The sequence below is a fragment of the Hydrogenophaga sp. H7 genome, from assembly GCF_002025745.1.
In the GTDB taxonomy this organism is placed as follows: domain Bacteria; phylum Pseudomonadota; class Gammaproteobacteria; order Burkholderiales; family Burkholderiaceae_C; genus Hydrogenophaga; species Hydrogenophaga pseudoflava.
Genome location: NZ_MCIC01000002.1, coordinates 1 through 26032, shown reverse-complemented (window position 1 = coordinate 26032; position 26032 = coordinate 1). Strand labels below are relative to the sequence as shown.

Sequence of the window (26032 nt, the reverse complement as noted above, 5' to 3'; positions counted from 1 at the left end):
GGCCAGGAATTCAGCGCCGGGCCGCCCCAAGCTGAATTCGCACCCCCTCGGGGGGGCAGCGACCCGCGCAGCGGCGGAGCGTGGGGGCTACCCCTCCTCCCCGGTCAGCCGCGCCGGGTCGAGCAGCCGCTCCAGCTCTTCGCGCGGCAGGTTGGTGTGCTCGACCGCGACATCGACGATGGGCCGACCCTCGCGGTAGGCCTGCTTGGCGATCTCGGCGGCCTTTGCGTAGCCGATCAGCGGGTTGAGCGCCGTCACGAGGATCGGGTTGCGCGCCAGCGCCTGCTGCAGCCGCGCCTCGTTGACCCTGAAGCTGGCGATGGCCTTGTCGGCCAGCAGGGGCATCACGTTCGCCAGCAGGCCGATGCTCTCCAGGAGGTTGCGCGCGATCACCGGCAGCATCACGTTGAGCTCGAAGTTGCCCGACTGCCCGGCAACGGTGAGGGTGGTGTCGTTGCCGATCACCTGCGCCGCCACCATCGCGGTGGCCTCGGGGATCACCGGGTTGACCTTGCCGGGCATGATGGACGAGCCCGGCTGCAGGCTTTCCAGCTCGATCTCGCCCAGGCCCGCGAGCGGGCCGGAGTTCATCCAGCGCAGGTCGTTGGCGATCTTCATCAGCGCCACCGCCAGCGTCTTGAGCGCGCCCGATGTGGCCACCGCCGTGTCCTGCGCGCCCATCAGCGCAAAGCGGTTGGCGGCGGGCGCGAACGGCAGGCCGGTGGCGCGCGCCAGTGCGGCGGCGCACAGCGGCGCGAAGCGCGGGTCGGCGTTCACCCCGGTGCCCACCGCGGTGCCGCCCAGCGCGAGCTGCTGCAGCGCGGTGGCCGCAGCGCGCAGGGGCAGCGCCGCCGCCTCCAGCTGCGCCGCCCAGCCGGCCAGCGCCTGGCCCATGCGCACCGGCGTCGCGTCCATGAGGTGGGTGCGCCCGGTCTTGACGTAGCCATGGGTCTGCGCGGCCTTGGTCTGCGTGACCGCCACCAGGTGGTCGAGCGCCGGCAGCAGGCGCTGGTGCAGGGCCAGCGCCGCAGCCACGTGGAGGGCGCTGGGCACCATGTCGTTGCTGCTCTGGCTGGCGTTGACCTGGTCGTTGGGGTGCACCGGTGTGCCCAGCGCTCGGCTGGCCAGCGTGGCGATCACCTCGTTGGCGTTCATGTGGCTGCTGGTGCCCGAGCCGGTCTGGAAGACATCGACAGGAAAGTGCAGCATCAGCGCCGCATCGTCCAGCGCCAGCAGCGCGGCGCAGGCCTGCGCGATGGCCCCGGCCTCGGCGGCGGGAATGGCCTGCAGCTCGCCGTTGGCCTGCGCGGCGGCGGCCTTGAGCTGCAGCAGCGCGCGCACGAAGAGCGGGGGCATCGGCTGGCCGCTGACTGGAAAATTGAGCACGGCGCGCTGGGTCTGCGCACCGTAGAGCGCCTGGGCCGGCACAGACACCGCGCCCATGGAATCGTGTTCGGTGCGCCAGTCGCCGCTTTCCGCCGCGGGACCGGACGTGTGGGGAGGGATCATGGGACGCTCCCATCGGATGGCCGCAGGGCCGGGGCGCCATGGTGCGCCCGTCCGCCGGGCACCACCCCGGTGCCCCCCGATGCGACCACTGCGGGCAGGGTCACTCCGGGTCCGACGGGCCAGCCCCGCGGGTGGCGGTGGACAGGGTCTCGTCCTCCAGCCGATCACAGGCCTGCCCGGTGCGCCGGCACTGTCCGTCGGGCTCCAGCCAGGGGTGGGCGTGGCCGGCACAGCCGGTCTGGCAGATCACGGCCTGGGCCTCGAGCAGCCCGGGAGCGATGCGCGGAGCAAGACCACGCGGGCCGGTCGCGGCCCGCGGGACCAGCGCTGCCGACCGGAGGTCCCAGGCCACGGCCGTGCGCATCCGCACGAGTTCGCCGCGCAACCGGATGTTCTCTCCGTCCAGCGCCGCCTGCCGCCGGGCGCTGGCCTGCAACTGATCGCCAACACGCTGCTGCAGCTGTGCCAGCCGCCGCGACAGGACGCCGTGTTCGGCCACCAGCTCGCGCACCACCAGGGCCCTCGCTTCGTGTCTGGCCATGGCGGGGCGGCCACTCACTGCAGCACCTCCGGTGCGCTGTGCCACAGCGGCGTGGGGGCCGGTACGCACCTCGGGGCACCTCCCTGTTCGACCTCCAGCTGCCAGCGCGTTCTCAGGTTGGCCAGCATGCAGCGCATGTGGGGCGAGACCTGAGGGTGCTCGGACAGGAAAAACAGGTTGGACACCAGCTTGCGCGCCAGCAGCGACCGGTGCAGGTCGCCCGCGGCGGCCTGCGCATAGCCGGTCATGAGGGCCAGCGTGCCGGCCATGAGTGCCTCCACCGAGGGCAGCACATATTCCTCGTCGCAGCAGGCGTTGATCGGGGTGTCGGGATGATTCACGGGAGGGCCTCCATGCCGGTGGGTTCCATCGCTGGCTGGCAGGAAACAGGCGTCGCAACGGAGCCTGGCTGGCTGGCGGTCAACAGATGACTCAGTATATGAGAATCATTCTCATTATTCAACTGCCGAAGTGCGGCTGCCTGTCCGGCGTTTGGTGTCGGCGCGGCGCGACGCCACAATGCGGGTCGAGCGCTGCCAATTTTCAAGAAAGGAGCTCACCATGAAAGGCGACCCGCAAGCCATTGCCCACCTGCAGGCCCAACTCAAGAACGAGCTGACCGCCATCAACCAGTACTTCGTGCACTACCGCATGCTCAAGCACTGGGGCCTGGACAAGCTGGCCAAGAAGGAATATTCAGAGTCGATTGGCGAGATGAAACACGCCGACTGGCTGATGGACCGCATCTTCATGCTCGACGGCCTGCCCAACCTGCAGGACCTGGGCAAGCTCAACATCGGCGAAAACGTGCCCGAGATGCTGGGCAGCGATCTGGCGCTGGAGCGCGGTGCGCAGGCCACCATCAAGGACGGCGTCGCCTATTGCGAGTCGGTGCGCGACTTCGTCTCGCGCGACCTGCTGATGAAGATCCTGGACGACACCGAGGAACACATCGACTTCCTCGAAACCCAGCTCGAACTCATCGACAAGGTGGGCATCCAGAACTATCTGCAGAGCCAGATGGGCGACGAGGGCTGACCGGAGATCCCCCGGACACCGGGGGTCAATTCCCTGGGCACACAGGGGACTTTGCGGTTTGAATGCGAGCAATTATCATTTGCTTGTTCTTCCTCTGACCCCTTGCCACCATGATCGTCTGTGTCTGCCGCCGTGTGAATGACAAAGCCATCGCCCAGGCCGCGCGCTGCGGCGCGAGCTTCGACGACATCCAGATCGACATGGGTGTGGCCACCCAGTGCGGGCAGTGCGAGTCCAGCGCCCGCGCCGTGTGGATGCAGTGCCGCCCCTCCCAGCCCACCGCACACCTGCAACTGCAGACCGAGGCACCGGCGCCGGCCTGATTCCGGACCCCTTGCAGCAAAAAGCCGCCCCCGGGGCGGCTTTTTGCTGTGGAAAACCGTGCTTGCGCGCGCCGGATTCCGGCCCAGAATGTCACAGGCACCCGAACCATCCGTTCGCAAAAAAACGATGGTCATGCCGAATCCCAAGATTTAGAATGCGCAATAGCGTTTCGCATTGCAGAATCACCTCGCCGGAGACAGTCCAATGAGCACCGAACAAGCACAGAACAAGCGCGCAGAGCTGCGCCGCGCCGCCCTCGAATACCACGAGAAACCCGTCCCCGGCAAAGTGGCCATTGCCGCCACCAAGCAGTTGGTCAACCAGCGCGACCTGGCGCTGGCCTACTCGCCCGGCGTGGCTGCGCCCTGCGAAGAAATCGTGGCCGACCCGGTCAACGCCTTCAAGTACACCAGCCGCGGCAATCTGGTGGCGGTCATCACCAACGGCACCGCCGTGCTGGGTCTGGGCGACATCGGCCCGCTGGCGGCCAAGCCGGTGATGGAAGGCAAGGGCGTGCTGTTCAAGAAGTTCTCGGGCATCGACGTCTTCGACATCGAGATCAACGAGAAGGACCCGGACAAGCTGGTCGAGATCATCGCGGCACTCGAACCCACCTTCGGCGGCATCAACCTCGAAGACATCAAGGCGCCGGACTGCTTCTACATTGAGCGCAAGCTGCGCGAGCGCATGAAGATCCCGGTCTTCCACGACGACCAGCACGGCACCGCCATCGTGGTCGGCGCTGCCCTGCTCAACGGCCTGAAGGTCGTGGGCAAGGACGTCAAGAAAGTCAAGCTGGTGACCTCGGGCGCCGGGGCCGCCGCGCTGGCCTGCATCCAGCTGCTGGTCAAGCTGGGCCTGCCGCGCGAAAACATCTGGGTCACCGACCTGGCCGGCGTGGTCTACGAAGGCCGCACCGAACTCATGGACCCTGACAAGGCCGTGTTCGCTCAGAAGACCGAGCAGCGCACGCTCAGCGAGGCGATCGAAGGCGCCGATGTCTTCCTCGGCCTGTCAGCCGGTGGCGTGCTCAAGAAGGAGATGGTCGCCAAGATGGCCGCCAACCCGCTGATCTTCGCGCTCGCCAACCCGAACCCCGAGATCGCGCCCGAAGACGTCAAGGCGGTGCGCGACGACGCCATCATGGCCACCGGCCGCACCGACTACCCGAACCAGGTCAACAACGTCCTGTGTTTTCCGTACATCTTCCGCGGTGCGCTGGACGCCGGCGCCTCGACCATCACCGACGAGATGGAGATCGCCGCGGTGCACGCGATTGCCGAGCTGGCCCAGGCCGAGCAGAGCGAGGTGGTGGCCGCCGCGTATGCGGGCGAGAAACTGGCCTTCGGCCCCGAGTACCTGATCCCCAAGCCCTTCGACCCGCGCCTGATGATGAAGATCGCGCCGGCCGTGGCGCAGGCTGCGGCTGACAGCGGCGTGGCGCTGCGACCGGTCACCGACATGGACGCCTACAAGCAGCGCCTGCAGAGCTTCGTGTTCGCCTCCGGCACCATCATGAAGCCGCTGTATGCGGCCGCCAAGACGGCACTGAAGAAGCGCGTCGCCTACGCCGAGGGCGAAGAGGAGCGGGTGCTGCGCGCCTGCCAGATCGTGGTCGACGAGAACCTGGCCCGCCCGACCCTGCTGGGCCGGCCGACCATCATTGCCGCGCGCATCGAGAAGTTCGGCCTGCGCCTGAAGGAGGGTCTGGACTACGACGTGGTCAACGTCGAGCAGGACGCACGCTACCGCGAGCTTTGGACCACCTACCACCAGCTCATGGAACGCCGCGGCGTGACCGAGCAGCTGGCCAAGATCGAGATGCGCCGGCGCCTGACCCTGATCAGCTCCATGCTGCTGCGTCGCGGTGACGTGGACGGCATGATCTGCGGCACCTGGGGCAACACCCAGCTGCACCTGGACTACATCGACCAGGTGATCGGCAAGCGCGAAGGCTCCAACTGCTACGCCGCCATGAACGCGCTGATGCTGCCCGGCCGCCAGGTGTTCCTGGTGGACACGCACATCAACTACGACCCCACGGCCCAACAGCTGGCCGAGATCACCCAGATGGCGGCCCGCAAGATGATGCGCTTCGGCATCACGCCCAAGGCGGCGCTGCTCTCGCACAGCAACTTCGGCTCCAGCAACCAGCCCAGCGCGGTCAAGATGCGCGAGACCCTGGCCATCCTGCAATCGAATGCACCATGGCTGGAGGTGGACGGCGAGATGCACGGCGACGTGGCGCTGGACGCCGATGCACGGGTTTCGATCATGCCGCGCTCGACCCTGCAGGGCGACGCCAACCTGCTGGTCTGCCCCAACATCGACGCGGCCAACATCGCCTACAACCTGCTCAAGACCGCGGCTGGCGGCAACATCGCCATCGGCCCGATGCTGCTGGGGGTGGGAAAACCTGTGCATATTCTCACCGCGAGCGCCACCGTCCGCCGCATCGTCAACATGACCGCCCTCACGGTGGCCGAAGCCAACGTGCAGCGCCAAGGTTGATGCATATAGCAAGCACTAACTAATTTTCACAATTGCCCCTGCTCAACCTGCTTAATTAAGCAGCAACAACTTGCTTTTTTGCAGCGCATCAGGCACACTTGCGCGCTTGTATTTCAGGGTTAACCCACCCCGACAAGGGGGCTCAATTCGCGCAGAGCGAACGCCCCCGGGGCAGGTGGATGGCTTCAGGAACACAGGGACTTTGATGGGTCTGCAACCGATCCGGGCAACAAGGAGCCGTGTCGGGCTGGTCGTGGGACTGGCCCTTGCAGCGGTTCTGGCGACGTCGCTGAGCACCATGCTGGTGCAAGCCCGGACCCCTTCTTCCGTACTTCCCGGCTCAGCGGTGGCTTCGGTGGCCTTCACCGGCCTGCCGCCACAGGGACAGGATGTCATGGAGCAGATCCGCCAGGGTGGTCCGTTCCGGTATGAGAAGGACGGCACCGTGTTCGGCAACCGAGAGCACCTGCTGCCCAGCCAGAAACGGGGTTATTACCGGGAATACACAGTGCCCACGCCGGGGTTGAGACACCGCGGGGCCAGGCGGATCGTGTGCGGAGGCCAGCAGCCACGTTCGCCAGATGCCTGTTATTACACCGAGGACCACTACAGCAGCTTCCGGCTGATCGTGCAGTGACCCGCGGTGATGTGAGTGGATTTCGTTTTCAACTTTGACTGTAGAAAGAGACGCGGAGATGGACACGCCACTTCGTAATGTTCGTACCAACATCGTTCAGTCGATCCGCGCTTTCGGCGTGAAGGACCTGCAGGCCGCCGCCGAGCAGCTGGGTCACCACTTCCTGTATGCCAACCTGGCCAAGGCCCAGAGCAAGCAGGACGTGCTCGAACTGATCGCAGCGCAGTACACCTTGCCGCCGCATTTCGGCAAGAACTTCGACGCCCTCTACGACTGCATGACCGATCTGGTCCACAAATCGGGCCCGCAAACCGGCTTCATCGTCGTGCTCGAACACATCCCGGCGCATGCCAAGTTCGACAAGGAAGCGCGCGAGCAGTTGCTGGACATCTTCCGCGACGCGGCCGACTACTGGAGCGATCGCAAGATCCCGTTCCGCTGCTTCTATTCCTTCTCGGTCGCGCGCGCCCCAAAAGGTGAAGAGCCGATCGAGGTGGAAAACGAAGAGCCCATGCCCACGGACAAGATCCTGGATGTGAGCCCGATGGCGCTGCGCATGAGCAGCCCGTTCAATGCGGGTTACTGGCTGACCGCGGCCTGATCAACCGCAGAACCTGAAAAAGCCGCTGCTCGTGCAGCGGCTTTTTCACGTCCGAACGGCCTGCGCGAGTGCGACGTACTCCGCCACCGGCACCTCTTCCGCCCGGCGCTGCAGGTCGAAGTCGCCCGAAAAGCCACGGGCTTCCAGCCATCTGCCCAAGGTGTTGCGCAGGATCTTGCGGCGCTGGCTGAACGCGGTCTGCACCAGGTCGCCATAGGTCCTGAAATCCATCGCTGGCGGCTGTACCAGCGGCACCATGCGCACCACCGCGCTGTCGACCCGGGGTGGTGGGTCGAAACTCTCCGGCGGCACGAACAGCACGTTCTCCATGGCATAGCGCCACTGGAGCATCACCGAGAGGCGCCCGTAGTCGGCGGTGGCCGGTGCGGCCACCATACGGTCAATGACCTCTTTCTGCAGCATGAAGTGCTGGTCCTGAACGACCGCGACATGATCGAGCAGGTGGAACAGGATCGGACTGGAGATGTTGTAGGGCAGGTTGCCCACCACACGGATCTTGCGGCCTGGCCAGCGCGCGGCCAGCGCGGTGAAGTCCACACGAAGCACGTCGGACTCGACCACATCCAGCAGGCGGTGCTCCCGCAGGCGGGCCGCCAGGTCCCGGTCCAGCTCGATCACCGTCAGGCGTCCGAGGCGCTCGACCAGCGGCTGGGTCAGGGCCGCCAGACCCGGACCGATTTCCACCATGGCATCCGATGGCGAGGGCGCTATCGCTGCGACGATCGCATCGATGATGGCGGTGTCGCTCAGGAAGTGCTGACCAAAGCGCTTTCGCGCGACATGCTTCATGCGCGGGCGTGCCGGTGACGACTCAAGGCTGCGGCGCTTCGCGCATCTCGACAAAGGCGCGGCTGCGCACTTCTTCGGTCCACGCGTTGATCGCGTCGTCGGCCTTCTGTTCGCGCACCAGTTCGCGCGCCATGTCGCGCTGCTCACGCTCGCTGAGCGCGGCCTGGCGACGCTCCTCCAGCCGGATCAGGTGCACACCAAACCGCGACACCACCGGTTGCGACACCTCGCCAGGGCGCAGCGCATTCATCACCTGCTCGAACTCGGGCACGAACTGGCCGGGCGACACCCATCCCAGGTCGCCGCCCTGGCGGGCAGAGCCATCCTGGCTGTGCTGACGGGCCAGATCTTCAAAGCTGGCCTGCCCCGCAGCGACCTGCTGGCGATAGCTGTTCAGCCTTGCAATGGCTTCGTCCTGGCTCAGCTGAGCCCCCGGACGAAGCAGGATGTGGCGCGCGCGGCTCTGCACGACGCTCAGTTCGGGCAACGGTGCCTGGCGCTTGTCCACCACCTTGAGCACGTGCAGCCCGGCCGCACTGCGCAAGGGCCCGGCGACGCCGCCCACCGGCAGGTTGCGTGTGGCCTGCACAAACAGTTCGGGCAGGCGCGACAGCGGGCGGAACCCGAGAAGACCTCCACTGGACGCCTCGGGCGCTTCTGAATACTCGCGCGCCTGGACCGCCAGATCGGCACCGTTGCGCAACCGGTCGGCCACCCCCTGGGCCCGGGCTTCCAGCTCACGCAGCTTGTCGGGGCCGGCTCCCTCGGGCACTTGCACCAACACGTGTCCCAGGTTGAGCTCCAGCCCTTCGGGACGGGCCGCCTGCCGCTCCGCGATGAAGCGGTCGATGTCGGCCTCGGTGACGCGCACGCGCGCCTCCACCTCGCGGTCGCGCAGGCGCTGCAGCAGCACCTGGTTGCGCAGTTCGTTGCGCAGTTTGTTGATGTCCATGCCTTCGGCGGCCAGCCGCCGCCGGAAGGCCTCCACACTGAGCTGGTTCTGAGCCGCCAGCGATTGCTCGGCCTGCGCCAGTGTGGCCTCGTCCACCCGAACGCCCTGTTCGGTGGCCTGCTGCAACAGCGCCCTCTCCACGATGAGTTGCTCCATCACCTGCTTCGCCAGTTGGTCGCGAGGAGGAAGGCTGCGGCCCTGGGCCGCGAACTGCTGCTCGACACGCAACATGCGCTGCCGGACATCAAAATTGGTCACGGGCTCGGAGTTGACCAGTGCGACGATGTAGTCCACGGTGCGGGTCGAGGGCCCGCTGACCGGGCGCTGCAACTCCGCGGCAGGGCGCAGTGCCTGACCCTGCGCCGGCCACGCGCCCAGCAACAGCCCCCCGGCCAACAGGATCTGCAAGCCTCTGAGGTGAACTCCCGGACGGTCAGTCATATTGCTGGAAACGGTTGGGCTGGACGACTTCTTCACGCAGGTACTGGTATTTGGGCACGTTGGCCTGGATGCTCTGCAAGGAACTGCCACCGACCTTCGAGAACCCGTTGAACTCGAGCTGGAACAGGATGCGGCGATCCGAGGTGTTTGAACTGGTCTGCAGACGCTCCAGGACGACACGTCCCAGCCAGCAGCCGGCGTCGTACTCGAAACCGGCAATCACGTCGATGAGCTTGCGGTCGGGCATGCTGTAGTTCAGGCGCCCGACACCGTACCACTGCCCCGGCCCGAGTGCCCTTCCAGGCACCGGTTCGGGCGTGCGGCCCCAGATGCCGGACAGCGGCCACTGCCAGCCCAGATCGAGTTGCTCGCTCACACCTTTCTGGATGCGGTAGGCGGCGCTGAGCACCTTGTAAGGCCCTGGGGTGTACCGGCCACCGAGAGTGGTGCGGCGGGACTCGCGGGTCTTGGTGTTGTACTGCACGTTGGCGTCGAGCGACCACAGCGGATCCCACTGCACACGCCCCGCAAGCAGGGTGTCGCTCAGGCGTTCGGTGACCGGCGTGCCCCGTGGCAGCGTGACGTTCTGGTCGGCCAGCAGGGCGCGCTGGGCGACACCCAGGCGCACCACCTCGGCCCCGGTCTCCGAGTCCAGCAGACGCGAGCTCACGCCCACCGTCACCGCCCGGGTGTCGCTGATGCGGTCGTTGCCACTGAAGGCATGTTCGGCAAACATGCTGGAGTAGTTGAAGTCGCGGGCGCCCGAGTCGTAGTTGGGCAGCTTGCTCTGGTCGCGGAACGGCGTCCAGGTCGCGAAGGCGCGTGGCTCCAGGGTCTGGATGTAGCTGGTGCCGAGGAACTCGGTGGGTCGCTCGAACACGAGGCCGCTGTCGATGCTGACCGTCGGCACGGTGCGCGTGGCCGACACATTGGACCCGGTCGTATTGTCGTTGCTGTAGCGCGCCATGTGCACGCGCGCCTTGGGCGTGACGTACCAGCCCGGCGCCTGCCAGCGGCGCGCGATCTGGGCCACGGCCACCGAACGGTCGCCACCGATCTCCCGCCCTGTGGGCACACCCGCACTCAGCACCGCGCGCTGAAAGCGCGTCGCGTTGGTAGCGAAGGACAAATCCCAGCCAGGGGCACCAAACAGGGTTTGGTTGGGCTGCTCGTAGGAAAAGCCCATGGACGGCAGCCGGTCGAACGGGGGTGTGATCGGCGCATTCACATCCTGCAGGGTCTGGTACCGGTACATGCCGGCGCTGACCGACCAAGGCCCCTTGCCCCAGCCCATCGACACCTCGTTGTGCAGCAGGCGCGAGGTCAGCGAGGTGATGGTGCGCGGGAAGTCGCGCCAGTAGTTGTCATCGCTGACCTTGTTGAGGTTCACGCGCAGTCCAATCGGACTGCCACCACCGATCGGTCGGGTCAGCTGGTGGCTGTGGCGGTAGGCCACCGCCCAGCGGTCGTCGTCGCGCAGCTTGTCCGAGGGCATGTAGGACGTGCGCAGGCTGCCGGTGTAACCGGGTTGCAGATACCGGAATTCGCCCGACAGGTCCAGTCCGCGCTTGGTCATCAGCGTGGGCGTGACCGTGGCGTCGTAGTTGGGGGCGATGTTGAAATAGTAGGGCGTCGACAGCTCCACGCCGCTCTGCGTGCTGATGCTCAGGCTGGGTGGCAGGGCACCGGTCTTGCGCTGGTCCGACAGCGGGAAGCTCAGGATGGGCGCGGCCAGGATGGGCACCCCCTTGAACTCGATCACGCCCGACTTGGCAATGCCCACGTCCTCCACCCGGTCCAGTTCGATGGACGAGGCGCGCACGATCCAGTCGGGCATCCAGGTCGAGCCCGGCGGTCGCGGGCAGGTCGAGTAGCGGCCGTCGTACACCATGGTGCGGTCGTCGCCCATGAAGTCGACCCGGCGCGCATCGCCCTTGCCTTCGTTCTTCAGCAGCGAAAACTCGGGCTGGTTGAAGTGTCCCCAGTGGCTGTTGACGTTGACCTCGGCATCCGGGCCGGTGAATCGGTCGCCGTTGCGGTTGATGAGCACATTGCCCTGGGCCTTGGTCTCGCCGGTGCGCTTGTCGTGTTCGATGCGGTCGGCGCGGATCACGGTGTCGTGCCGGCGCAGCTCGGCGCCGCCCTGCATGACCGTCACCCCGTCCATTTCGCCTTCCAGGCTCTCGCCCCAGATGAAAACGGGCAGCTGCTTGCGAACCTCCGTCGGTACCTGCTGGATCAGCGACTCGCCGGACTTGAGCCGGATGGCCGCCGCGTCGGGACCGGCACCGGTGTTCTGGGCCCAGGACGGAGCACAGGCGCCGCCCAGTGCGAGCATGGCCAACGCTCCCTGCACAGCGCGCGCCAGGGTGGTGGGTTCCGGAAGTCGCGCCATGCGCGGCAGACGGGCGGGGCTGTTCAGGGAGGAGGAATCAGGTTTCAAGGCGGTGTGTGGCGAAACGGCCGTCTCTGATTTCGGTGGCACATGCCCCGTCGCTGTCGATCGACCGGGCCTCGGACTGCCGGCGGAGGTGACCAACGGCAAGGGGGATTTGTAGAATCTCCGGCCATTATCCTATGCCACCCGCCCGGCCTGCCAGCACGTCGGCGCCTCCGTCTCCCCCCGCTTCCATGACGCCGAACACCCCCGCAGTCACCTGGGCCGATCCGGCCCGCCACGCCGCCTTCGACCACTGGCTGCAAGGGCTGGCCACGGCCCAGGGCCTGCGCCCCGAAACGCTGCGCCCGGCCTCGGCCGACGCCAGTTTCCGCCGCTACCTGCGCGTGGACACCGTCGACGGCGGCAGCCGCATCGTCATGGATGCACCGCCCGACAAGGAAAACTGCGCGCCCTTCGTTCACGTGGCGGGCCTGATGAAGGCCGCCGGCCTGCTGGTGCCCGACATCCTGGCCTGGGACGAACCCCGGGGCTTCATGCTGCTGCCCGACCTGGGCACGCAGACCATGATGGAGCGGATCGACGCCGACCACCCCCAGGCCAACCATGCGCGCTACCTGCAGGCGGTGGACACGCTGCTGGCCTGGCAGCTGGCCTCGAAGCCGGGCGAACTGCCGCCCTACGACGAAGCCCTGTTGCGCCGCGAGCTGCAGCTGTTTCCCGACTGGTACCTCGCGCAGCACCGTCAGGTGAAGATCGAAGGCGCCATCGCCGGCACGCTGCAGAAGACCTTCGACACCATCGTGGCGCGCAACCTGGCCGCGCCCGTGGTGCATGTGCACCGCGACTTCATGCCGCGCAACCTGATGATCCCGGCCCAGCCCGGCACCACGCCCGCGCAGCAGCTGGGCGTGCTCGATTTTCAGGACGCGGTGCACGGCCCCATCACCTACGACATCGCCAGCCTGATGCGCGACGCCTTCCTGAGCTGGGAAGAGGACTTCGTCATCGACATCACCGTGCGCTACTGGGAAAAGGCGCGCAAGGCCGGGCTGATGGACTTCGAGGACTGGCACAGCGACTTCGGCGCCTTCTACCGGGCGGTCGAGTGGATGGGCCTGCAGCGCCATCTGAAGGTGGCCGGCATCTTCGCGCGACTGACGCTGCGCGATGGCAAGCCCAAATACCTGGCCGATGCGCCGCGCTTCATCGCCTACATCCGGGCCACCGCCCACCGCTACCGGGAACTCGGTCCGCTGCTGAAACTGATCGATGAAGTGGAAGGCCTGCAGGCGGCCAGCGGCTTCGCCTTCGGCCGCGTCTGAGCCGTTCCAGCGTGCCCCGCTTTCACTGCCCCATCCCGCTGAGCGCCGGCGCCGAGCTGGAACTGCCGGCCGCTGCCGCGCGCCACGTGCAGGTGCTGCGCCACCAGCCCGGCGATGCGATCACCCTGTTCAACGGAGAAGGTGGCCAGTGGTCGGCCACCATCCTGCGCATGGGCCGCAGCGACGTCGCGGTCAAGGTCGGCGCGTTTGAAGACGTCGAGCGCGAGCCGGCGCGGCGCGTGCACCTCGCCATGGGCATGCCGGCCAACGAGCGCATGGACTGGCTGGTGGAAAAGGCCGCCGAACTCGGCGTGGCCAGCCTGCAGCCCCTGCACACCGCGCACAGCGTGCTGCGCCTCAGTGGTGAACGTGCGGCCAAGAAGCAGGGTCACTGGCAATCGGTCGCGGTCGCGGCCTGCGAACAGTGCGGCGGCAACCGCGTGCCAGCGGTGCGGCCGGTGGCCGACGTGGCCGCCTGGTTGCGTGACAGCGGGCACATCGCCCCGCTGCGCTGCGTGCTCTCGCTGGCGGACGGCTCACGCCCGCTGCCGGAGGTGCTGCGCGAGCAGCCGGCCGACACACCGGTGCTCTTCCTCAGCGGCCCGGAAGGCGGACTGTCTGCGCAGGAAGACGCCCTGGCGCGCACCGCGGGCTTTGTGCCCGTCACGCTGGGGCCCCGCATCCTGCGGGCGGAAACGGCGGCGCTCGCGGCCCTGGTGAGCGCCCAGGTGTGAACGACCGCTGAACGAACCCTTCAGCGCGGGTACAGGCGGACCGGCACAGACTGCGTTCCACAGTCAATACCGACTGCCACGCACGAAGGAGTTCACCATGAACAAGCACCTGCTTCTCGCTGGCGCCGCTTGCCTGGCCCTGGCCACCACCGCATCGCTGGCCACGGCCGGCGAACACCAGCGCGATAACCAGCCGACCCAGCGGTCGGCGCAGCACCGTGACGATTCCCACCACAGCCGCTCCAACCGTTCCGCCCAGGGCTTCGATCACGGCATGCAGGTGGTGCCCACCACTGCGGGCGCCGGCCAGGCCGGCGAAGGGTGGCGCTACTTCTCGGACCCTGCGGCACACCGCGCGGTGGTCATCAGTCCGCAAGGCGAGTACTTTCTCAGCCGCGGCAAGGGGATGCGCCTGGTCGCCGTGACACGGCCGCAATCCTGAGCCGCGTTCAGGGTGGCGTGCGGCGCGGCGCCGCCACCTTGTATAAACGCTGACTTATGAACAAAAACCTCTGGCTGCTGGCCGCCGCGCAAGGCCTGTTCCTGACCAACAACGTGGTCTTCATCGCCATCAACGGGCTGGTGGGGCTCTCGCTGGCCCCGCTGGGATGGATGGCCACCCTGCCGGTGATGGGCTATGTGGTCGGCGGCGCGTTGTCCACCCCGCTGGTGGCGCGCACCCAGAGCGCTTTCGGCCGCCAGGGCTCGTTCCAGATCGGGTTGCTGGTCGCCCTGGGCTCGGCCTTGCTGTGCTGGTGGGCCGCGATGGACAAGAACTTCTGGCTGCTGGTGGCGGCCACCGTGATCGCCGGCTACTACAGCGCCAACGGCCAGCTCTACCGCTTCGCCGCCGCCGAACTGGCGGCACCGGACTACCGCGAAAAGGCGGTGTCGCTGGTGCTGGCCGGCGGTCTGGTGGGCGCGGTGCTCGGCCCCAACCTGGCCAGCCGCACGCGCAACCTGCTGGAGGTGCCGTTCGCCGGCGCCTACCTGGCGCTGGCGGTGGTGGCGCTGCTGTCGATGGCGGTGATGGCCTTCATGACGTTCCCGCCGCTGCCGCCGAAGAAGGCCAACGCCGACACCGGCCGGCCGCTCTCGGAGATCATGAGGCAGCCCGTCTTCATCGTGGCCGCCGCGGGCGCGGCGCTGGGCTACGGCGTGATGAACCTGCTGATGGCCGCCACGCCGCTGGCCATGCAGGTCTGCGGCTTCGAGTTCGACGACGCCGCGCTGGTGCTGGAGTGGCACGTGATCGGCATGTTTGCGCCCGGCTTCTTCACCGGCCACCTGATCAAGCGCTTCGGCGTGCTGACCATCATGGGCGTGGGCGTGCTGCTGAACGCCGCCTGCATCGCCATTGCGCTGACCGGTGTGGACCTGCACCAGTTCCTGATCGCGCTGTTCCTGCTGGGCGTGGGCTGGAACTTCCTGTTCACCGGCAGCACCACGCTGTCGCTGCAGGCCTACAGGCCTGAGGAAAAAGACCGCGCACAGGCCGCCATCAACTTCTTCGTTTTTGCCACCATGGCCGTCACCTCGTTCGCCTCCGGTGCCCTCGTCACCACCCAGGGCTGGGCCTTGCTGAACCTGGGTTCGCTGGTGCCCGTGGCCCTCACCGGGGTGGCGCTGGGCTGGCTTGCCTGGCTCCGGCGCGCGGCCCACAATCCGGCCTGAACCGGCCCCGGTCGGCGCCGGACGCCACGCATTGAGAGGAGAGCTCGCATGGGACTGTTGGATTCACTGGTGGGCGCGGCCACGAACGCCGCCTTCGGGGGACAGCAGAACAGCCAGCCGGCGCAAGGCGGCCCCGGTGGTCTGGACCCGCAGCTGCTGATCGGTCTGATCGGCGTGCTGATGAACAACGCGGGAGGACTCTCGGGCATCCTGGCCAAACTGCAGCAGGCCGGCCTGGGCGACGCCGCCTCCTCCTGGGTCGGCACGGGGGCCAACCAGCCGGTCTCGCCCGACGCGCTGGGCAGCGCCCTGGGCCCGGACCTGATGGACATGATCGCCCGCCAGCTCGGGGGCAGCCAGCAGCAGGCCGCCGGCACCATGGCCGACCTGCTGCCCGGCCTGATCGACCAGCTCACCCCCCAGGGGCAGGTGCCGCCGGACAACGGCCTGGACGCGCTCGGTTCGCTGCTCGGCGGCGGTCAGCGCGGTGGTGCCGGGGGTCTGGATGCGGGCGACCTCATGGGCATGCTCGGCGGCCTGATGGGCCGGCGCTGAGCCTCAGGCCGGAATGTGCGCGTCGAGCCAGGCGCGCAGTTCGGCGTACACCGCCGAGGGGTCGGTCTCGTTGAAGATTTCGTGAAACAGCCCATCGAACCGGCGGCTGTGCACCAGCCCCTTCGGCGCGACCGCGGCAAAGGCGCGGCTGCCCTCGGGCCGCACCAGCCGGTCGGCCCCGGCGTACATCAGCAGCGTGGGCACCTGCCAGGTCGGCGCGGCCGCCACCACGCGCGGGCCGTTGCTGTCGATGAAGCGCGCCAGCCGCGCCGAAATGCGGTTGTGCACCAGCCGGTCGCGCTGGTAGGCCGCCACCTGCGCCGGGTCGTGGGAGATGCCGCTCGGATCCAGCCCGTTGGGCACGGTGAGGTCGGGTGCCCAGCGGTAGAGCAGCCGGGTCAGCAGGCGCTGGAACGCGCTCATGCCGGTGTCCAGCGCGGGCGACGAGAGCACCAGGGCATCCACCGGCTCGATGCCGCGCTGCACGAAGGTGGAGGCCACCAGGCCGCCCATGCTGTGGCCCAGCAGCACCAGGGGGCAGGCCCAGGGTTCGGCGATGTGCCGGCGCGTGTCGTCCACCAGCTCCTGCAGGTCGGCCAGCAGGTCGTCGTCGTCCGACAGCACCCCGCGGTCACCGCCCGAGTCGCCGTGGCCGCGCTGGTCGTAGGCGCGCACGCTGAAGCCCCACTCGTTCAGGCGCTGTGCCACCGCGTCGTAGCGCCAGGCGTGTTCGCCCAGCCCATGCACGATGAGCACCACGGCCCGCGGCCGCTGCCGCGACGGCAGGGGCCAGTCGTAGAGCGCGATGTTCAGGCCGTCGCGCAGGGTGAAGGGCGCCTGGGTGGTGTCGGACATGGGCGGCGCGGCGTCAGGGCATGCGGGCGATGACCTGCGCCACCGAGGCGGTCAGGCGCCGCGCGTAGTCCAGGTGCAGGAATTCATTGGGCCCGTGCGCGTTGCTGCGCGGGCCGAGCACGCCGCAGACCATCATCTGCGCGGTGGGGAAGCCCTGGCTGAGCATGTTCATCAGCGGGATGGTGCCGCCCTGGCCGATGGTGGCGCAGGCGGCGCCGTAGTGCGCCTGCGAGGCGTCCTGCAGCGCCTGCTCGAACCACGGCGTGGTGGAGGGCGCATTCCAGCCGGTGGCCGAGCTCAGGCCCTCGAACGTCACCTTGGCCTGGTAGGGCGCGTTGTCTTCCAGCAGGGCCTTGAGCTGCTGCACGGCGGGCGCGGCCTCGACCAGCGGCGGCAGGCGCAGGCTGAGCTTGAACGCGGTGTACGGGCGCAGCACGTTGCCGGCGTTGGCGATGTCCGGGAAACCGTCGGCGCCGGTGACCGACAGCGTGGGCCGCCAGGTACGCGCCAGCAGCGCCTCGACCGGGTCGGTGGTGGTGGGCAGGGCGGACACGGTAGCGCCGCCGCAGTCGTGGTGCGCCCAGGGGAAGCGCTTGAACAGCTCGTCGCCCAGGATGGCGGCGGTGGCCTGCGCCTGCGCCAGCCGCTCGGCCGGCACCTCGCAGTGGAAGCTGGCCGGCAGCAGACGGCCGGTGCCGCTGTCTTCCAGCCGGTCCAGCACCTGCCGCATGATGCGGAAGCTCGACGGCACCAGGCCGGACGCGTCGCCCGAGTGGATGCCTTCGGTGAGGATTTCGACCTTGAGCACGCCGCTGGCCATGCCGCGCAGGCTGGTGGTGAGCCACAGCTGGTCGTAGTTGCCGGCGCCGCTGTCCAGGCAGATCACCAGACCCACGTCGCCCAGTCGCGCTTTCAGCGCGTCCACGTAGGGCAGCAGGTCGGCCGAGCCGCTTTCTTCGCTGGTCTCGATCAGGCCGACGATGCGCGGGTGCGCCACGCCCTGGGCCTTGAGCGCCTGGATGGCGGTGATGGCGGCGTAGATGGCGTAGCCGTCGTCGGCGCCACCGCGGCCGTAGAGCTTGCCGTCGTCGATCACAGGGGTCCACGGCCCCAGGTCGCTGCGCCAGCCGTTGAATTCGGGTTGTTTGTCGAGGTGGCCGTACATCAGCACGGTCTGGCCAGACGCCGGGGCGGGCGTGCCGTCCTTTCCTTCGCTGGCCGGCAGTTCAAAGAACAGCACCGGTGTGCGCGGCTTTCCGTGCGCGTCGTTCAGGCGCACGATCTCCAGCTGCAGGCCGGGCACCTGCTGCGCGCGCACCCAGTCGGCGGCGTTCTGCAGCACGCGTTCGAGCAGGCCGTGGGCCGCCCAGTCGGGGTCGAACATCGGCGACTTGGCCGGCACCGCGATGTAGCGCTGCAGCTCGGGCACGATGGATTCGCGCCAGGCGGCGTCGACCTGCGATTGCAGGGCTTGCGGTTCCAGGGGCAGGGCGGAAGCGGGCAGGCGGGCGTTCATGGCGGTCCTCTCGGCGCGGGCGGTGCGACAGAGGGCCAGTATAGGCAGACCACCGCCCCGGCAGGACGGCGGGAACTTCCGAAAACCGCGCTCAGGCCGACAGGCGGAAGGTGGCGACCACGCCAGCCAGCCGCTGCGCCTGGTCCCGCAGGCTCTGGGCCGCGGCGGCGCTCTCTTCCACCAGCGCAGCGTTCTGCTGCGTCATCTGGTCCAGCTGGGCCACCGCCGAGCCGACCTGGGCAATGCCCTGGCTCTGCTCGCCTGTGGCGGCACCGATCTCGCTGATGACGTCGGTCACGCGCTGCACGCTGGCCACGATCTCGTCCATGGTCTGGCCCGCCTCGCTGACCAGGCGCGTGCCCGCCTCCACGCGGTCCACGCTGGTGCCGATCAGGCCCTTGATCTCCTTGGCGGCCTCGGCGCTGCGCTGCGCCAGGCTGCGCACCTCGCCGGCCACCACGGCAAAGCCGCGGCCCTGTTCGCCCGCGCGCGCCGCCTCGACGGCTGCGTTGAGTGCCAGGATGTTGGTCTGGAACGCGATGCCGTCGATCACGCCGATGATGTCGTTGATCTTGCGGCTGCTCTCGTTGATCTCGCGCATGGTGTGCACCACCTCGCCCACCACGGTGCCGCCGCGGCGTGCGGTGCCCGCTGCGGCCTCGGCCAGCTGGGTCGCCGTGCGCGCCGACTCGGCGCTCTGCCGCACGGTGCCGGTCAGTTCTTCCATGCTGGCCGCGGTTTCCTGCAGGTTGCTGGCCGTGTGCTCGGTGCGGCTAGACAGGTCCTGGTTGCCCGAGGCGATCTCGGTGCTGGCGGTGCTGATGCTGTCGGTCGCCGTGCGCACCTGGCTCACGGTGCCCCGCAGCGAGGCGATCATGTCGGCCAGCGCCGCGAGCAGGCTGCCAGCGGGCACACGGGGCAGGGTGACGGTCAGGTCGCCATCGGCCACCGAACGCATCGCCGACACCGCCAGGGCCGGCTCGCCACCGATCTGGCGCATCACGCTGCGCAGCGTCAGCCAGCCGATGCCGGCGATCACCAGCAGCCCCGACAGCGCCAGCGCACCGTTGACCGCCAGGGTGCGCCACACCATGGCGTCCAGGTCGTCGGTGTACAGGCCCGAGCCCACCATCCAGTTCCAGCCATCGACCTTCATGATGTACTGCAGCTTGGGCACCGATTTCGTGTCGCCCGGGCGCGGGAAATTGGTCTGCACGAAGGCCCGGCCGTCGGTGCTCTGGCGCATGCCGTTGACCAGGGACGCGATGACGTCGGCACCCTCACCGTCCTTGACCTTGCCGACCATGTTCTGACCATCCCACTCCGGCTTGATCGGGTGCATCACGCCCACACCGTCGAGCGACCAGATGTAGAGGTACTCCTTGCCGCCCTCGCCGTAGCGCGCATGCGCGACCGCGGCCTTGGCCGCTGCCTGCGCCACCTCGGCGCCGAGCTTGCCGGACGTCTGCATGGCACGGAAGCCCTCGACGATGGAGTGGGCCGACTCGACCGCCGTGACGAGCTGACCGTGGCGGGCGTCGGTGAGCTGGCGCTTGGTCTGCACCACCGACAGCGCACCCATGACCGCGATGCCCAGCACCGCCACCACCACCAGCAGCAGGATGCGGCCGCGAAGACTCATCTGATTCAACATGATTGTTTCTCTCTACCTAAATCAACCGGCACTCAGCCGGAAAGTGGCCACCACACCGGCCAGCTTCTGCGCCTGGTCCTGCAGGCTCTGGGCCGCCGCTGCGCTTTCTTCCACCAGCGCGGCGTTCTGCTGCGTCATCTGGTCGAGCTGCCCCACGGCGCCGTTGACCTGCCCGATGCCCTGGCTCTGCTCGTTGGCCGCCGTGGTGATGTGACCGATCAGATCGGAAATCCTCTGCGCGTTCGCGACGATCTCGCCGATGGTGGTGCCGGCCTCGGTGACCTGGCGCGTGCCGGCCTCGACCTTCTCGACGCTGGCGCCGATCAGGCCCTTGATCTCCCGCGCCGCTTCGGCGCTGCGCTGCGCCAGGCTGCGCACCTCGCCGGCCACCACGGCAAAGCCGCGGCCCTGTTCGCCCGCGCGCGCCGCCTCGACGGCTGCGTTGAGCGCCAGGATGTTGGTCTGGAAGGCGATGCCGTCGATCACACCGATGATGTCGCCGATCTTCTGGCTGCGGTGGTTGATCTCCTGCATGGTCGCCACGACCTCGCCGACCACCTCGCCGCCGCGCGCCGCCACCACCGCGTTGGCCTGGGCCATCTCGCTGGCCTGGCGCGCCGACTCGGCGCTCTGCTGCACGGTGCTGGTGATCTGGTCGATGCTGCTGGCGGTCTGCTGCAGGCTGGAGGCGGCCTGCTCGGTGCGGCTGGACAGGTCCTGGTTGCCCGAGGCGATCTCCGCGCTGGCCACACCGATGCTGTCGGTGGTCTGGCGCACCTGGCTGACGATGCGTGCGAGCGATGCCTGCATCTCGCCCAGCGCCGACATCAGCCGCGTGAGCTCGTCCTTGCCTTCCACCGCGACCGGCTGGGTGAGGTCGCCGCGCGTGATGGCCATGGCCAGGCGCTGCGCCTGGTCGAGCGGGCGGCAGATGCTCTGCATGTTGGCCAGGGTGGTCGGCACCACCACCAGCACCGCCACCGCCACCGCGATGCCGAACAGCAGCATCGTCTGCTGACCGGTGCCGACCTGCTCGGCCTGCACCGCCGCCGCTTCCGCCGAGATGATGGCCTCGATCTTCTTCATGTCGGCCTGCAGTTCGGCGTAGCGGTCGTGGGCGCGCGCCAGCATGCGGTTGGCCACGGTGGCGCTGTCGTAGCCCCCGGCCTTGATGTTGGCCACCGTGGGTTCGACCGCCGCCGAGTAGTCCTTGAGCTTGGCGCTCATCTGCTGCAGCACCGCGTTGTCCTCGTCGGCCTCGCCCTGCTGCAGTGCCAGCATCAGCTGGCCGATCTCGTCGCGGGTCTTCTCCCACTTCATGTTCGCCAGCGACAGCTGCTCGGGCGATTCGTAGTGGATCACCATGTCCTTCTCGTGGCGGCTGAGGTCCGCCATGGCCAGTCGCAGCTTGGACAGCTCGACGGTCTCATGGAAGGCGTGATCGACAAACTCCTGACTCAGGGCCTGCATGCGCTGCATGCCCCACAGACCGGCGCTGCCCACCACGAACAGCAGGGCCAGCACGACGCCGATGGCGCCGATCATTCGGAAGCGGATGGAAAAGTGACGCATAAAGGACCGGATCCACATGATGAGACTCGCCGGAAGGTTGGTATTGGCTTCAGAAACTTTCCCAGTCGCCTTCGGTATTGGCACTGGCACTGGTCACCACCTTGGCGGGAGACACCGGGGCCACAGCGGGCGCAGGAGCCCGGGTGGCGGTGGTCAGCGGTGCTGGGGCCGATGCCTTGGACGGCTGTTCGCGCACCACCGGGCTCGCGGCCGCCTTGGCCGGTGCCGAAGCCGGTGCCCGGGCCGCCTGCACGGGTGCGGTGGTCGCGCGGGTCGCAGAGGCAGCGGGTGCTGCCGCCGGCTGGGCGGGGGCGCCCGTGGCGCGGATGGCGCCATCGACCTTGAAAATCGACACGACCTGCGCCAGCCGGGCCGCCTGGTCCTTCAGGCTCTCGGCAGCTGCCGCGCTTTCCTCGACCAGCGCGGCGTTCTGCTGCGTCATCTGGTCCAGCTGGTTGACAGCGGTGTTGACCTGGCCGATGCCGTCGCTCTGCTCGCCTGCGGCCGCGCTGATCTCGCCGACGATGTCGGTCACACGGCGGATCGAGCCGACCACCTCGTTCATGGTCTGACCGGCTTCGCCCACCAGGCGGCTGCCCGCGTCCACGCGGTCGACGCTGGCGCTGATCAGCCCCTTGATTTCCTTGGCTGCCTCGGCGCTGCGCTGCGCCAGACTGCGCACCTCGGCCGCCACCACCGCGAAACCACGGCCCTGCTCGCCGGCCCGCGCCGCCTCCACCGCCGCGTTGAGCGCCAGGATGTTGGTCTGAAACGCGATGCCGTCGATCACGCCGATGATGTCGCTGATCTTCTGGCTGCTGTGGTGGATCTCCTGCATGGTGTGCACCACCTGGTCGACCACCTGTCCACCGCGCACCGCAATCTCCGAGGCGCTGGCGGCCAGCTGGTTGGCCTGGCGCGCCGCATCGGCGCTGTTCCTGACCGTGCTGGTCAGTTCCTCCATGGAGGCCGCGGTCTGCTGCAGGTTGCTGGCCGCCTGTTCGGTGCGGCTGGAGAGGTCGTGGTTGCCCGAGACGATCTCGCGGGAAGCCACGTTGATGCTGTCGCTGGCGCCGCGCACCTGGGACACGGTTGCCACCAGCGAGGCCTTCATGTCGGCCAGCGCCTGTTGCAGCTGGCCGAGCTCGTCACCACGGTCCACGACCAGCGGCTGGGTCAGATCGCCATCGGCCACCGCCCGCGCGGCACGCACCGCACCGGCCACCGGCACCGACACCGAACGGGCCGCGCGCCAGGCCACCAGCGCGCCGACCAGCAGGGCCACGCAGGCGAGGACGCCGATGATGCTCATCTGGCGCGACAGCGCGGCGCCGGCCTGCTCCACTTCCTGGGCCACCAGCGCATGTTCGTGTTTCTGGAGTTCCTGCATGGCGCCGATGTAGCGCTGCGCCGCGGGCAACAGCTTCTCGGTCAGCATGGTGGATGCCTCCGGCTCCACCGCCTTGAGCGCATCGAAGTACGTCTTGCGCACCTCGATGTATTCCTTGCGCCGTGCGCCGATGTCGGCCAGCAGGCTCTTGCCCTGTTCGGAGGTGATCGCCGCTTCCAGGTCCTTCTGCAGCGTGTTGATGCGCTCGGTGGTTTCGGCCATCAGCGGCTTGAAGTAGCTGTCCACCTCCGGGTGGTTGGCGGACTTGGCCATCGCCATCACGCGGTTGACGTTCAGCTGCGTGCTGGCCACCCACTCGTCGGCGAGCTGCACCAGCCGGTTCATTTCGAGCAGGCGCTGCTGTCCGGCGGTCGCGGAAGTCACGGCATTGAACGCCATGGCGGTCAGCAGCAGGAGCAGCAGCAGCACGGCACCAAAGCCCAGGCCCAGGCGCTGGCTGATCTTGAGGTTGTTGAATTTCATGTTGGTCCTTCGTGGGGTCGGGTCTGGTCAGCGAAGCGATTCCGTGTGGGCCGCACCCTCGGTGCGGAACGTCGCCACGACCTGAGTCAATCGAGTGGCCTGCTCCCTGAGGCTTTGCGCGGCGGCTGCGCTCTCTTCTACGAGTGCCGCGTTCTGTTGCGTCATCTGGTCCAGCTGCGTCACCGCCACGTTCACCTGGCCGATGCCGTCGCTCTGTTCGCCCGCGGCCGAGCTGATCTCGCCGATGATCTCCGTCACCCGCTGCACGCTGGCCACCACCTCGCCCATGGTCTGACCCGCATCGCCCACCAGGCGGCTGCCGGTCTCGACCTTGTCCACGCTGGCGCTGATCAGCCCCTTGATCTCCTTGGCCGCCTCGGCGCTGCGTTGCGCCAGGCTGCGCACCTCGGCCGCCACCACCGCGAAACCACGGCCCTGCTCGCCGGCCCGCGCCGCCTCCACCGCCGCGTTGAGCGCGAGGATGTTGGTCTGGAACGCGATGCCGTCGATCACGCCGATGATGTCGTTGATCTTCTGGCTGCTGTGGTGGATCTCCTGCATGGTGTGCACCACCTGGTCGACCACCTGACCACCGCGCACCGCAATCTCCGAGGCGCTGGCAGCCAGCTGGTTGGCCTGGCGCGCCGCATCCGCGCTGTTCCTGACCGTGCTGGTCAGCTGCTCCATGGAGGCCGCGGTCTGCTGCAGGTTGCTGGCCGCCTGCTCGGTGCGGCTGGAGAGGTCCTGGTTGCCCGAAGCGATCTCCGCGCTCGCCGTGCCGATGCTGTCGCTGGCATGGCGCAACTCGCCGAGCATGCCGACGAAGCGCTGGCGCATGTCCTCGACCTCGCGCACCAGACGGCCGATCTCGTCGCTGCGGTCGGTGGTGAAGCGCTGGCTCAGGTCGCCCTTGGCCACGGCCGTGACCGCGACGGTCAGGCTGCCCAGCGGGCGGCTGACATTGCGCCGCACCAGCCAGTACAGGCCCAGACCCAGCACCGCGGTGGCCGCAACCAGCAGGCCCCAGAAGGCGTACATGGTGGCCCAGTGCGACGCCATGGCCTCGTCGTCCGACACCTCGGCCACCACCCACCAGCCACCGGCCTTGGTGGGTCGCTTGACCACCCAGGGGCTGGACAGGTCGTTCGAGACCAGGGACGTGGAGTCCGCCACGAACGCCTCGGGCGTGGCACGAAGGCTGGCCAGCAGCGGTCCGGCCGAGGGGTAGGCCTCCAGCACCTTCTTGCCCGCCGCCGTGGGATGCACGACGAACACCGCGTCCGCATCGCTCTTGCGCGGATCGATGATCACGGTGGAGCCGTTCTCGAAGAAACGGGCCTCGCTCACCAGCTTCTGCAGCGCGGTCTGGAAGTCCGAGAGATCGAAACCGATGAACAGGATGCCCACCACCTTGCCGGCCTGGTCCTTCAGAGCCTCGTAGTGCGTCATGTAGGGCTTGCCGAACAGCACGGCACGGCCGGTGTAGTTCTGGCCCTGCAGCACCAGCGGGTAGGCCGGGTGGTCGCGCGCCAGCAGGGTGCCGACGGCCCGCTCGCCGTCTTCCTTCTTGAGCGAGGTGGTCACGCGCTCGAAGTCCTCGCCCTTGCGCATGAACACGGTGGCCACGCCGCCGGTCATCTTGTTGAAGTCGTCCACGTCGCTCGTTTCGCCGTTGAGGCGGAACGACCAGCTCTTGATCAGGCCGGCCGCCTCGTCCAGTTCAAAGAACTGGGAGAACTTGGCCCGGAACGGCCGGTACGCGCGGTCGGTCATCAGGCGCGCGGTGGCGTCGAAGGCGTCCACCGAATCGGCGACCGACTGCGTCTTGTCGCCCACCCACTGCACGATGCGCTCGCGGGAGCGCTCCTCGGCCACCAGGCTCATGACAACGCTGATCGTCACCAGCACGCCCGAGAGCATGGCCACCGCCAGCAGCGCGACGCGCCGTGCCAGCGAGCGGTTGTTGATGGTGGGGTTCTTCATGGCTTACTGCAGGTTCTGCGAGCTGCTGTCCATCAGCCCCATGTCGGGACTGCTCATCAGCGCCTCGATGTCCATCAGGATCAGCATGCGCTCGCCCACGCTGGCAATGCCCGTGATGAAGCTCGTGTCCATCGAGGTGTTCATCTCCGGCGCCGGCTTGATCAGCTCGCTGGCCAGCTCCAGCACGTCCGAGACCGAATCGACCACCGCACCGACCACCCGGCCGCGCACGTTGAGCACGATCACCACCGTGAAGCCGTTGTATTCCACCTTCTCGCAGCCCAGCTTGATGCGCAGGTCCACCACCGGCACGATCACCCCGCGCAGGTTCACCACGCCCTTGATGAAGTGCGGCGCGTTCGCGATCCGCGTAGGCTCCTCGTAGGAGCGGATCTCCTGCACCCGCAGGATGTCGATCCCGTATTCCTCCGCACCCAGGCGGAAGGTCAGGAATTCGGCATGGGCGCCTTGCTGGCCTGCGACGTGGCGGGCATCGCCGGCAGCGGTGGAGGGAGAGTGCATGTCCATG

22 protein-coding genes and 1 pseudogene are annotated in these 26032 nt (G+C 68.1%); 10 read left to right on the top strand and 13 right to left on the bottom strand.

From position 1 onward, the window contains the following. Positions 1-87 precede the first annotated feature (87 nt). The 3 genes from BC358_RS03995 to BC358_RS21715 form a co-directional block, all read right to left on the bottom strand. Positions 88-1509, bottom strand: a complete 1422-nt coding sequence (locus BC358_RS03995) for a lyase family protein (protein WP_079364793.1) — start codon at positions 1507-1509, stop codon at positions 88-90. 100 nt (positions 1510-1609) lie between these two features. After that, positions 1610-2068: a hypothetical protein gene (locus BC358_RS03990; protein WP_179130003.1), complete on the bottom strand. Its 459-nt coding sequence runs from the start codon at positions 2066-2068 to the stop codon at positions 1610-1612. Next, a complete protein-coding gene (locus tag BC358_RS21715; protein ID WP_066159479.1) occupies positions 2065-2391 on the bottom strand; it encodes a hypothetical protein in 327 nt (108 codons plus the stop codon). The genes BC358_RS03990 and BC358_RS21715 overlap by 4 nt, the downstream gene beginning before the upstream one ends. Positions 2392-2611: 220 nt before the next feature. Between BC358_RS21715 and bfr the strand changes: the two genes are divergently transcribed. The 5 genes and pseudogenes from bfr to BC358_RS03960 form a co-directional block, all read left to right on the top strand. Further along, entirely contained in the window at positions 2612-3088 is a 477-nt protein-coding gene (gene bfr / locus BC358_RS03980) for a bacterioferritin (protein ID WP_066159482.1), read from the top strand. A gap of 110 nt (positions 3089-3198) precedes the next feature. After that, positions 3199-3411: a bacterioferritin-associated ferredoxin gene (locus BC358_RS03975; RefSeq protein WP_066159489.1), complete on the top strand. Its 213-nt coding sequence runs from the start codon at positions 3199-3201 to the stop codon at positions 3409-3411. A 205-nt stretch (positions 3412-3616) separates the two neighbouring features. Then, positions 3617-5923, top strand: a complete 2307-nt coding sequence (locus BC358_RS03970) for an NADP-dependent malic enzyme (RefSeq protein ID WP_079364791.1) — start codon at positions 3617-3619, stop codon at positions 5921-5923. Positions 5924-6128: 205 nt separating this feature from the next. Beyond that, positions 6129-6560, top strand: a complete 432-nt coding sequence (locus BC358_RS03965; protein ID WP_079364790.1) for a ribonuclease domain-containing protein — start codon at positions 6129-6131, stop codon at positions 6558-6560. A gap of 58 nt (positions 6561-6618) precedes the next feature. Continuing rightward, positions 6619-7014, top strand: a pseudogene (locus BC358_RS03960) (barstar family protein); the annotation flags it as partial. Positions 7015-7206: 192 nt separating this feature from the next. Here the strand turns inward: BC358_RS03960 and rsmA are convergent. The 3 genes from rsmA to BC358_RS03945 are packed head-to-tail and all read right to left on the bottom strand — an operon-like array spanning position 7207 to position 11807. Next, positions 7207-7971: a 16S rRNA (adenine(1518)-N(6)/adenine(1519)-N(6))-dimethyltransferase RsmA gene (rsmA, locus tag BC358_RS03955; protein WP_079364789.1), complete on the bottom strand. Its 765-nt coding sequence runs from the start codon at positions 7969-7971 to the stop codon at positions 7207-7209. A gap of 22 nt (positions 7972-7993) precedes the next feature. Beyond that, positions 7994-9331, bottom strand: a complete 1338-nt coding sequence (locus BC358_RS03950; RefSeq protein ID WP_243721654.1) for a peptidylprolyl isomerase — start codon at positions 9329-9331, stop codon at positions 7994-7996. A gap of 25 nt (positions 9332-9356) precedes the next feature. Then, the gene (locus BC358_RS03945; RefSeq protein ID WP_256861414.1) at positions 9357-11807 is read right to left on the bottom strand and encodes an LPS-assembly protein LptD; all 2451 of its coding nucleotides are present in this window, start codon (positions 11805-11807) and stop codon (positions 9357-9359) included. Between the two features lie 188 nt (positions 11808-11995). On the opposite strand from BC358_RS03945, the gene BC358_RS03940 reads away from it, so the two are divergent. From BC358_RS03940 to BC358_RS03920, 5 genes are all read left to right on the top strand, one after another. Beyond that, complete coding sequence (locus BC358_RS03940) at positions 11996-13087, top strand: aminoglycoside phosphotransferase family protein (RefSeq protein ID WP_079364787.1); 1092 nt, start codon at positions 11996-11998, stop codon at positions 13085-13087. A gap of 11 nt (positions 13088-13098) precedes the next feature. Continuing rightward, a complete protein-coding gene (locus tag BC358_RS03935; protein ID WP_079364786.1) occupies positions 13099-13821 on the top strand; it encodes a 16S rRNA (uracil(1498)-N(3))-methyltransferase in 723 nt (240 codons plus the stop codon). Positions 13822-13918: 97 nt separating this feature from the next. Further along, positions 13919-14263, top strand: a complete 345-nt coding sequence (locus BC358_RS03930; protein WP_079364785.1) for a hypothetical protein — start codon at positions 13919-13921, stop codon at positions 14261-14263. Positions 14264-14319: 56 nt separating this feature from the next. Then, entirely contained in the window at positions 14320-15495 is a 1176-nt protein-coding gene (locus BC358_RS03925; RefSeq protein WP_079364784.1) for an MFS transporter, read from the top strand. Positions 15496-15543: 48 nt separating this feature from the next. Then, entirely contained in the window at positions 15544-16050 is a 507-nt protein-coding gene (locus BC358_RS03920) for a YidB family protein (protein ID WP_079364783.1), read from the top strand. A 3-nt stretch (positions 16051-16053) separates the two neighbouring features. On the opposite strand, the gene BC358_RS03915 is transcribed toward BC358_RS03920, so the two are convergent. From BC358_RS03915 to BC358_RS03885, 7 genes are all read right to left on the bottom strand, one after another. Continuing rightward, positions 16054-16905 carry an alpha/beta hydrolase gene (locus tag BC358_RS03915; protein WP_079364782.1) on the bottom strand — a complete coding sequence of 284 codons (852 nt, stop codon included), beginning with the start codon at positions 16903-16905 and terminating at the stop codon, positions 16054-16056. Between the two features lie 13 nt (positions 16906-16918). Next, positions 16919-18421 (bottom strand): M20 family metallopeptidase, encoded by a 1503-nt coding sequence (locus BC358_RS03910; protein WP_079364781.1) that lies wholly within the window; start codon positions 18419-18421, stop codon positions 16919-16921. Positions 18422-18512: 91 nt separating this feature from the next. Continuing rightward, positions 18513-20063 (bottom strand): methyl-accepting chemotaxis protein, encoded by a 1551-nt coding sequence (locus BC358_RS03905; RefSeq protein WP_127805620.1) that lies wholly within the window; start codon positions 20061-20063, stop codon positions 18513-18515. A gap of 33 nt (positions 20064-20096) precedes the next feature. Next, a complete protein-coding gene (locus tag BC358_RS22415) occupies positions 20097-21647 on the bottom strand; it encodes a methyl-accepting chemotaxis protein (protein WP_143434164.1) in 1551 nt (516 codons plus the stop codon). A gap of 49 nt (positions 21648-21696) precedes the next feature. Beyond that, a complete protein-coding gene (locus tag BC358_RS03895; protein ID WP_079364778.1) occupies positions 21697-23520 on the bottom strand; it encodes a methyl-accepting chemotaxis protein in 1824 nt (607 codons plus the stop codon). Between the two features lie 27 nt (positions 23521-23547). After that, positions 23548-25503 carry a methyl-accepting chemotaxis protein gene (locus BC358_RS03890; protein WP_079364777.1) on the bottom strand — a complete coding sequence of 652 codons (1956 nt, stop codon included), beginning with the start codon at positions 25501-25503 and terminating at the stop codon, positions 23548-23550. 3 nt (positions 25504-25506) lie between these two features. After that, on the bottom strand, positions 25507-26031 hold the full coding sequence (locus tag BC358_RS03885; RefSeq protein ID WP_066160790.1) for a chemotaxis protein CheW: 525 nt from the start codon (positions 26029-26031) through the stop codon (positions 25507-25509). Between the last annotated feature and the right edge of the window lies 1 nt (position 26032).

Bases quoted from the DNA above. Each gene is read 5' to 3' on its own strand.
- BC358_RS03995 (WP_079364793.1), bottom strand. From the start codon at position 1,509: ATGATCCCTCCCCACACGTCCGGTCCCGCGGCGGAAAGCGGCGACTGG.
- bfr (WP_066159482.1), top strand. From the start codon at position 2,612: ATGAAAGGCGACCCGCAAGCCATTGCCCACCTGCAGGCCCAACTCAAG.
- BC358_RS03975 (WP_066159489.1), top strand. From the start codon at position 3,199: ATGATCGTCTGTGTCTGCCGCCGTGTGAATGACAAAGCCATCGCCCAG.
- BC358_RS03970 (WP_079364791.1), top strand. From the start codon at position 3,617: ATGAGCACCGAACAAGCACAGAACAAGCGCGCAGAGCTGCGCCGCGCC.
- BC358_RS03965 (WP_079364790.1), top strand. From the start codon at position 6,129: ATGGGTCTGCAACCGATCCGGGCAACAAGGAGCCGTGTCGGGCTGGTC.
- rsmA (WP_079364789.1), bottom strand. From the start codon at position 7,971: ATGAAGCATGTCGCGCGAAAGCGCTTTGGTCAGCACTTCCTGAGCGAC.
- BC358_RS03940 (WP_079364787.1), top strand. From the start codon at position 11,996: ATGACGCCGAACACCCCCGCAGTCACCTGGGCCGATCCGGCCCGCCAC.
- BC358_RS03930 (WP_079364785.1), top strand. From the start codon at position 13,919: ATGAACAAGCACCTGCTTCTCGCTGGCGCCGCTTGCCTGGCCCTGGCC.
- BC358_RS03925 (WP_079364784.1), top strand. From the start codon at position 14,320: ATGAACAAAAACCTCTGGCTGCTGGCCGCCGCGCAAGGCCTGTTCCTG.
- BC358_RS03920 (WP_079364783.1), top strand. From the start codon at position 15,544: ATGGGACTGTTGGATTCACTGGTGGGCGCGGCCACGAACGCCGCCTTC.
- BC358_RS03915 (WP_079364782.1), bottom strand. From the start codon at position 16,905: ATGTCCGACACCACCCAGGCGCCCTTCACCCTGCGCGACGGCCTGAAC.
- BC358_RS03910 (WP_079364781.1), bottom strand. From the start codon at position 18,421: ATGAACGCCCGCCTGCCCGCTTCCGCCCTGCCCCTGGAACCGCAAGCC.
- BC358_RS03905 (WP_127805620.1), bottom strand. From the start codon at position 20,063: ATGAGTCTTCGCGGCCGCATCCTGCTGCTGGTGGTGGTGGCGGTGCTG.
- BC358_RS22415 (WP_143434164.1), bottom strand. From the start codon at position 21,647: ATGCGTCACTTTTCCATCCGCTTCCGAATGATCGGCGCCATCGGCGTC.
- BC358_RS03895 (WP_079364778.1), bottom strand. From the start codon at position 23,520: ATGAAATTCAACAACCTCAAGATCAGCCAGCGCCTGGGCCTGGGCTTT.
- BC358_RS03890 (WP_079364777.1), bottom strand. From the start codon at position 25,503: ATGAAGAACCCCACCATCAACAACCGCTCGCTGGCACGGCGCGTCGCG.
- BC358_RS03885 (WP_066160790.1), bottom strand. From the start codon at position 26,031: ATGGACATGCACTCTCCCTCCACCGCTGCCGGCGATGCCCGCCACGTC.